General features: G+C 68.6%; 1 protein-coding gene. It reads left to right on the forward strand.

The annotated features are described in order from the left end of the window. The coding region (locus tag IF88_RS41835) for a KR domain-containing protein (protein ID WP_037808981.1) at positions 1–210 on the forward strand (210 nt) is incomplete at both ends.

Here is a 210-nt window from a genome sequence, read left to right on the forward strand (position 1 = left end):
GCCACCCAACTCCACGACGAACTCACCACAGCCGGCGCCCACATCACCATCACCGCCTGCGACACCGCCAACCCAGACGCACTCGCCCAACTCCTCGCAGACATCCCCACCCAGCACCCCCTCACCGCCGTCATCCACGCCGCCGGCACCCTCAACGACGCCACCCTCCACAACCTCACCCCCCACCACGTCACCCAAGTCCTCCACCCC

Origin of the sequence: Streptomyces sp. NRRL F-2580, assembly GCF_000720115.1 — a bacterium.
Lineage (GTDB): Bacteria > Actinomycetota > Actinomycetes > Streptomycetales > Streptomycetaceae > Streptomyces.